The sequence below is a fragment of the Mesorhizobium sp. M2C.T.Ca.TU.002.02.1.1 genome (assembly GCF_003997225.1).
In genome coordinates this window covers 1-6342 of sequence record NZ_RZTO01000320.1, presented here as the reverse complement: position 1 = coordinate 6342, position 6342 = coordinate 1, and the positions used below count along the sequence as shown (strand labels likewise).

Sequence of the window (6342 nt, the reverse complement as noted above, 5' to 3'; positions counted from 1 at the left end):
CTCGGCGCCCTTCTCGTCGGCCTCGTCGGGCGACGGCGAATGGAAGGGAATGACGACGCCCGGCGACGGGCGGTCCGGATCGATCTGCTCCAGCATGCGCGCCTCGACGCAGCGGTCGTAGAGGATGCCGGCGGTCTTGCTAGCCACCGCATCGACACGGTCGCCCCAGAAGCCGCGGACATCGACCTGCGGCACTGGCAACGGCCGGAAGGCGAGCTTCGGCCTGGCGGAGGTGCCGGTCTCGTTGGCGGGCTGCGATGCGGTCATGAGGTTCACTCCATTCGAATTACTTGACGGCCCCTGCCATGAGGCCGCGGATGTAGAAGCGCTGCAGCGCCAGGAAGAGGATCAGGCAGGGCACCATCATCACCGTGACGCCCGCCTGCACCGCGCCCCAGTCGATGGCGCCGAAGCGGCCTGACTGAAGTGCCGTCATCATCACCGGCAAGGTGAATTTGGACTGGTCGGTCATCAGCACGAGCGCGGCCAGGAACTCATTCCAGGCGCCGAGAAAGGCGAAGAGCGCGATGGTGACGACGCCCGGCCAGACCAAGGGCAGCATCACCTTGATGAGCATGGTGACGTTGTTGGCGCCGTCCATGCGCGCCGCCTCCTCGATCTCGCGCGGCACCGCGTCGAAGGCGTTGCGCATCATGAAGATCGAGAATGGCAGCTGCAGCGTGACATAGACGCAGACCAGTCCGGTCAGCGTGTTGTGGAGACCCAGCCTCGTCAGCACCAGGAAGATCGGCGTCAGGATCGACTGGAACGGAATCATGATCGTCGACAGGATGAGGACGAAGAAGAGATCCCGGAACGGAAAGCGGAAGCGCGAGAAGCCGTAGCCGGCGAGCACGCTGACCAGCACCGAGAGCAGCACCGTCATCACCGAGACATAGATGCTGTTCTGCGCCGAGGCCCAGAGCCCGTCGCCGAAGGAGTTCAGCGTCTCGTAATTCTCGATCGAGAAGCCGGTGGTCGGCCAGGGCGGCAGCGGCGGCTGGCGCGCCTCCTGCGCCGGCTTGAAGGTTGACAGCACCGTCCAGACGATCGGCGCCAGGAACAGCACCGAGGCGATCATGCCGGTGGAATGCCTGGTGAGGCTGAAGACAGCCTTGCGGTTCTGCGACATCGCCTCGGCCATCAGTCGAGCCCCTCGGGCTTGCGCAGCAGCCAGAGCTGGATAAGGCTCAGCGCCACCAGGATGACGAGCAGCACCATTGAAAGCGCCGCGCCGTAGCCGAGCTTGAACGAGACGAAGGACTGGTTGAAGATCCAGTAGACCGCCGTCAGCGTCTGGTTGCGCGGGCCGCCGCGCAGGATGATGTAGAACTGGTCGAAGGCGAGGATAGACCCCGCCACCGACAGGATCAGCGCCAGCGCCAGCGTGCGGCGCATCAGCGGCAGCGTGATCGCCCGGAACCTGGCGAACGGGCCTGCTCCGTCGATGACGGCAGCCTCCTGCAGGTCCTGCGGGATCGACTGCAGGCCGGTCATCAGGATGATCATGGTGAAGCCGGCGACCTTCCAGACCACCATGGCGATGATCGACCAAAAGGCCGGCTGGAAGGTGGCGAGCAGATTGACCTTCTTTGCGGTCAGGCCAAGGTCGTAGGCGGCCGGGCTGAACAGGCCGGAATCGACATTCAAGAGCCACGACCACAGCAGGCTGGCCGAAGCGAAGCCGACCACCGCCGGCATGAAGAAGGCGGTGCGGTAGAGGTTGGTGAGCGGGCGCGGCTTTTCGATGAAGATCGCCAACGGAAAGGCGACGGCGAAGATCGCGATGGTGACGATCACCGTGTAGTAGAAGGTGAATTTCAACGCATTCCAGAAGCGCGTGTCGCGCAGGATGGCGACATAGTTGTCGAGGCCGACGAAGGAATGCTCGCCCATCAGCGGCCAGTTGTTGAGCGACATCCACGCCGTCATGCCGAGCGGGATGACGAAGAAGACAGTGACGAAAGCGACGGCAGGCAGCACATAGAGCAGCCCGACCCATTGCCGCAGGCTGGTGCTGGTGTGTGTTCGGGCGGGCGCGGAGGTGACGGCGATGGAAGCCATTTCGTTTTCATCCGTTGGGCGCGGCGTTCCCCTCCCCCTTGAGGGGAGGGTCCGGCCGCAGGCCGGGGGTGGGGTCCTCCGCGACGCACTCGACGGGGAGATAGCGTCGAGCACTGCCGCGGGCGACCCCACCCGGACCTGCGGTCCGACCTCCCCTCAAGGGGGAGGTTAAGGCAGGCGCTTACTTGTTCGGCGCCTGGTCGATGATCGACTGCATCGTGTCCTGGGCGTTCTTGATGGCGCCGTCGACGTCGTCGCCGAAGAACACCTCGTTGATCATCTGCGTCCATGGGCCATTGGCAGAGTTGATCAGGTCGTTGAACACCACCGAATAAGGCGTCCTGCCCTTGGCCATCGCCTCGGCCGCCACCTGGTAGCGCGGGTCGAGATCCTTCAGCGCGTCCTTGGCGATGTCGTTTCGCACCGGCAGGCTGCCATATTTGGCGAGGATGGTCTGGCCCTCCAGCGAATAGGCGAAGTCCAGGAACTCCTTCACCACGGCGATCTTCTTGGTGCCCTTGGTGACGACGAAATTGTCGCCGCCGGCGAAGGACGACCAGCCGCCATCCTTGCCCGGCAGGAAGGTGATGCCGTAGTCGACGTCCGGGTACTGCGTGTTGAGCGCGCCGATAGCGAAGGCGCCGGACGGCGAGAGCCCGATCTTGCCGCCGGCGAAGGCGGCGAAGAAATTGGCGCCGGTATCGGTCTGCGCGCCCTCGGGCACCAGGCCCTTCTTGACCATCGAGCGGTAGAGGTCGATGGCGCCGCGCAGCTGCGGGCTGTCGAGCGTCGCCTTCGAGCCGTCCTCGGACAGGATGTCGCCGCCCGAGGCCCAGACCAGCGGCGTGAAGGTGAAGATGTTGCAGCCGCCGCAATTGCCGGAGAAGTAGAAGCCCTTGATGTCGCCGCCGAGCGCGTTGACCTTTTCGGCGTCTGCCTCGATCTCGGCCCAGTTGGCCGGCCCCTTCTCCGGGTCCAGCCCCGCCTGCTTGAACAGCTTCTTGTTCCAGATCAGCACCGAGGCGTCGGCCGAGAACGGCAAGCCGTAGATGCGGTCCTTGTAGGTGCCGGTCTTCACATGCGCCGGCGAGAGGCTCGAAAAATAGGGCAAGGACTTCGCCCAGTCGGTGATGTCCTCCAGCTGGCCGGCGGCGGCGAAGGACGGCGTGTAGATCAGGTCGAGCGAGAGCGCGTCGGGCGCCGTGCCGCCGGCGGCGGCGGCGCCGTATTTCGGGATGATCTCGGCGTTCGGAATGATGTCGAGCTTGATCTGGTCCTTGTTCGCCTTGTTGAAGGCGTCGACGATGCGCGGCATGAAGTTCGAGCCATCGGCGCGCACCCAGATGTTGGCGGTCTCGGCGGCCGCCGCCTGCAGGCCGCCGCCTATGACGGCGGCGGCAAGCATCAGCTTGGCAAGCATGGTCTTCACGTTACTCCTCCTCATGGTTCTCCTCCCTGTTTTGGCCGCGCCGCCCGGCGGACGCGTGGCCTTGTTGCTTCATCCTGGCGGACTGCCGCATGACTGACGCACCACCAGCCGGCACGGCAGTTTCCTGATGCCCGGCGCGGCCGGCTGGCCGTCGACGAGCGAAAGCAGGGCAAGCCCGGCCTCGCGCCCGAGGCTCGCCAAGTTCATGTCGACAGAGGTGAGCGGCGGGCGCGTCGCCTCGGCCACGATCTCCCAATTGTCGAAGCCGATGACGCCGACATCGTCGGGCACGCGGATGCCGCGCTCGCGCAGCGCATCGATGACGCCGCGCGCGATCTGGTCGTTGCCGCAGAAGACGGCGTCCGGCCACCCTTCCCTGCCCGCCTTGCCGAACAGTTTTTCGACTGCCTCGTGCCCCCAGCCTTCCGACCAGGCGCCGAGCAGCGGCTCGCTCGCAGTCAGGCCGTTCTCCTTCAGGACACCGCGCCAGGCCTCGGCCCGCGTATGCACCACCGCGAAGCTAGCCGGGCCGGTGACATGGGCGATGCGCCGGCGGCCGAGCCGCAAAAAATGCTCGACCGCCAGCCGCGCGCCGCCGGCATCGTCGGAGACGAGGCCGACCGCGCCGGGATCCGGCTGGGTGAAGGCGTAGACGACCGGAATGCGCAAATTGGAGAGATCGACCGGCAGGTGGCGGTCGATGCGTTTTCCCGTGGCGACGATGCCGTCGACGCGCTTGTCGAGCATGGCCTCGACATGCAGCTGGCCGAGCCGCTGATCGTCCTCGACATTGCACAGGAACACCGAGACGCCCTTGTCGACCAGCGCATCCGAAACCCCGGCCATCAGCGGCAGCGAGAAGCGGCCATAGGTATCGTTGGTGAGCAGCCCGACGGTGAAGGAGCGTTTTCTGAGCAGGCTCTGCGCCAGGCTGTTCGGCCGGAAGCCGAGCAGCCGCGCCGTCTCGCGGATGCGCTCGCGCGTCTCCGCCGTCATGCGCCCCTGCCCGTTCAGCGCCTTGGACGCCGTCGCCACGCTGACGCCAGCTGCAGCCGCCACCTCGCGCAGGGTGACGGGCGGCTTGGCAAAGACGGGTGCTGATTCGGCGTCTGAAGCCATTTTCCGGCGCAGGACCTCCCAATTTGAGAAAACCTTTTCTCACGGGAGCCTGCTGCGTTCGGACCGAGGGCGGATATCGAAGGCAAAGGATTGGGAAAAGGTTTTCTCAAAGGCAAGGTAGACTGAAGGCCGACATCGCGCAAGCGCCATTTCTTGCGGCTGGTCCAGCATCAGCCAAGCGGTCGGACCAGATGACGTCCAAGTGACCTTTTTTGGGTGCATTTTTGCCAAAACCCCCGGAATTCTGCGGACAACCGCCCAAGGGTTGAGCAGGTCAGCTCATCGGTGTGGTATTTCTGCCACCACAGATTTCAACAACCCCTGCTAGAATATCGCCGGGTTTTAACTTGGGGTTATGGGCTATGTTTCTTCGTCTTTCCGCGAAATCCGTTCTGCTGGGCGCTGTTTCGGCCGTCGCTTTGATGTCGGCCGCACATGCCGCCGACGTCGTCCAGGAGCAGGCGGCTCCCGGCTTCAACTGGAGCGGCGTCTATGTCGGCTTCGGCGTCGGCGCCGGCGCGACCGTTCACCAGATCAGTGTTCCCGGCGTCAGCTTCAACGGCATTGGCGGCAATGGCGTATTCGGCGAGCTGTCGGCCGGCTATGACTTCATGGTCAGCGAGCGCTTCCTGCTCGGCGGCTTCATCGACGCTCACTACGGCAATATCGGCCCATCGCTGAGCGCGTCCGGTTTTATCGACGCCGACCTTCAGAACGTCTATGGCTTCGATGTCGGCCTGCGCGCGGGCTATCTGCTGAACCCGAATACGTTGGGCTATGTGCTCGGCGGCTATGGCTGGCAGCATTTCAAGCTTGACGGGTCGATCGGCGGCGACGGGTTCAGCTTCACCCAGAATCGCAGCGGCTACGTGCTTGGCGTTGGCATGGAAACGGTCCTTCGCGGCAACTGGACCCTGAAGACCGAATACCGCTATGCCGATTACGGTGACAAGTCGGTGCTCGATTTGGGCGGCGCGTCGCTCAATATCGAGCCTTCGACCCACACCTTCCTCATCGGTGCAAACTACCGCTTCAACGCCCAGAATGGCGGTGGCGCTTCGTTTGCCGCGCCGACCTACAACTGGACCGGCTTTTATGTCGGCGGCGCTCTCGGCGCGGGCACCCAGGTGCATGACCTTTCGATTGCCGGAGGCGACCTTGACGGCATCGGCGGCGAAGGCGTGTTCGGCGAAGCCAGTGTCGGCTATGATCAGGACTTTGGCGCCTGGGTGGCCGGCGTTCAATTCGACGCGCGCTACTCCGGCATCCGTTCCAAGCTCGATCTCGGCCCGCTCTCGATCAAGGGCGACGCCGATTATGGCTTCGATGCACTGGCGCGTATCGGCGCCAAGGTCAATGAATCGACCCTGGCCTATGTCATCGGCGGTTACAGCTGGCAGCACTTCAACCTGCATGGCTCCGTCGCAGGTGGCGGCAGCGGCGATATCTACGACTGGGGCTCCAGCGGCTTCTCGATCGGCGGCGGCCTCGAAACTGCCGTTTCCAACAACATGACGGTCGGTCTCGAATATCGTTATTCCCAGTACGAGAAGGAAGACTTCGGCTCCGGCGGCCTCCTCGAGGATACCCCGCGGATCCAGACGGTCCGCATTGGCGCCAAGTACAAGTTCAACTAAGCAAAGGCCTCCAGCCAAAGCAGGAAGCCCGCCATTCGGCGGGCTCAGACTGCTGACAAACCCCGTCGAATTTCGGCGGGGTTTTGTTTTATG

5 protein-coding genes and 1 pseudogene are annotated in these 6342 nt (G+C 64.2%); 1 reads left to right on the top strand and 5 read right to left on the bottom strand.

Annotated features, from left to right (window positions below; all coding sequences use genetic code 11):
• The 5 genes and pseudogenes from EOD07_RS17920 to EOD07_RS17900 form a co-directional block, all read right to left on the bottom strand.
• Positions 1–267: pseudogene (locus EOD07_RS17920) on the bottom strand (glycoside hydrolase family 127 protein); the annotation flags it as partial.
• A gap of 19 nt (positions 268–286) precedes the next feature.
• Positions 287–1144 (bottom strand): carbohydrate ABC transporter permease, encoded by an 858-nt coding sequence (locus tag EOD07_RS17915; protein ID WP_127236419.1) that lies wholly within the window; start codon positions 1142–1144, stop codon positions 287–289.
• The gene (locus EOD07_RS17910; RefSeq protein WP_127236418.1) at positions 1144–2064 is read right to left on the bottom strand and encodes a sugar ABC transporter permease; all 921 of its coding nucleotides are present in this window, start codon (positions 2062–2064) and stop codon (positions 1144–1146) included. Before EOD07_RS17910 ends, EOD07_RS17915 begins: the two co-directional genes overlap by 1 nt.
• A gap of 181 nt (positions 2065–2245) precedes the next feature.
• Positions 2246–3493, bottom strand: a complete 1248-nt coding sequence (locus EOD07_RS17905) for a sugar ABC transporter substrate-binding protein (protein ID WP_127236417.1) — start codon at positions 3491–3493, stop codon at positions 2246–2248.
• 69 nt (positions 3494–3562) lie between these two features.
• Positions 3563–4612, bottom strand: a complete 1050-nt coding sequence (locus tag EOD07_RS17900; protein WP_127236416.1) for a LacI family DNA-binding transcriptional regulator — start codon at positions 4610–4612, stop codon at positions 3563–3565.
• A 422-nt stretch (positions 4613–5034) separates the two neighbouring features.
• On the opposite strand from EOD07_RS17900, the gene EOD07_RS17895 reads away from it, so the two are divergent.
• Complete coding sequence (locus EOD07_RS17895) at positions 5035–6249, top strand: outer membrane beta-barrel protein (RefSeq protein ID WP_127236415.1); 1215 nt, start codon at positions 5035–5037, stop codon at positions 6247–6249.
• The last annotated feature ends 93 nt before the right edge of the window (positions 6250–6342 follow it).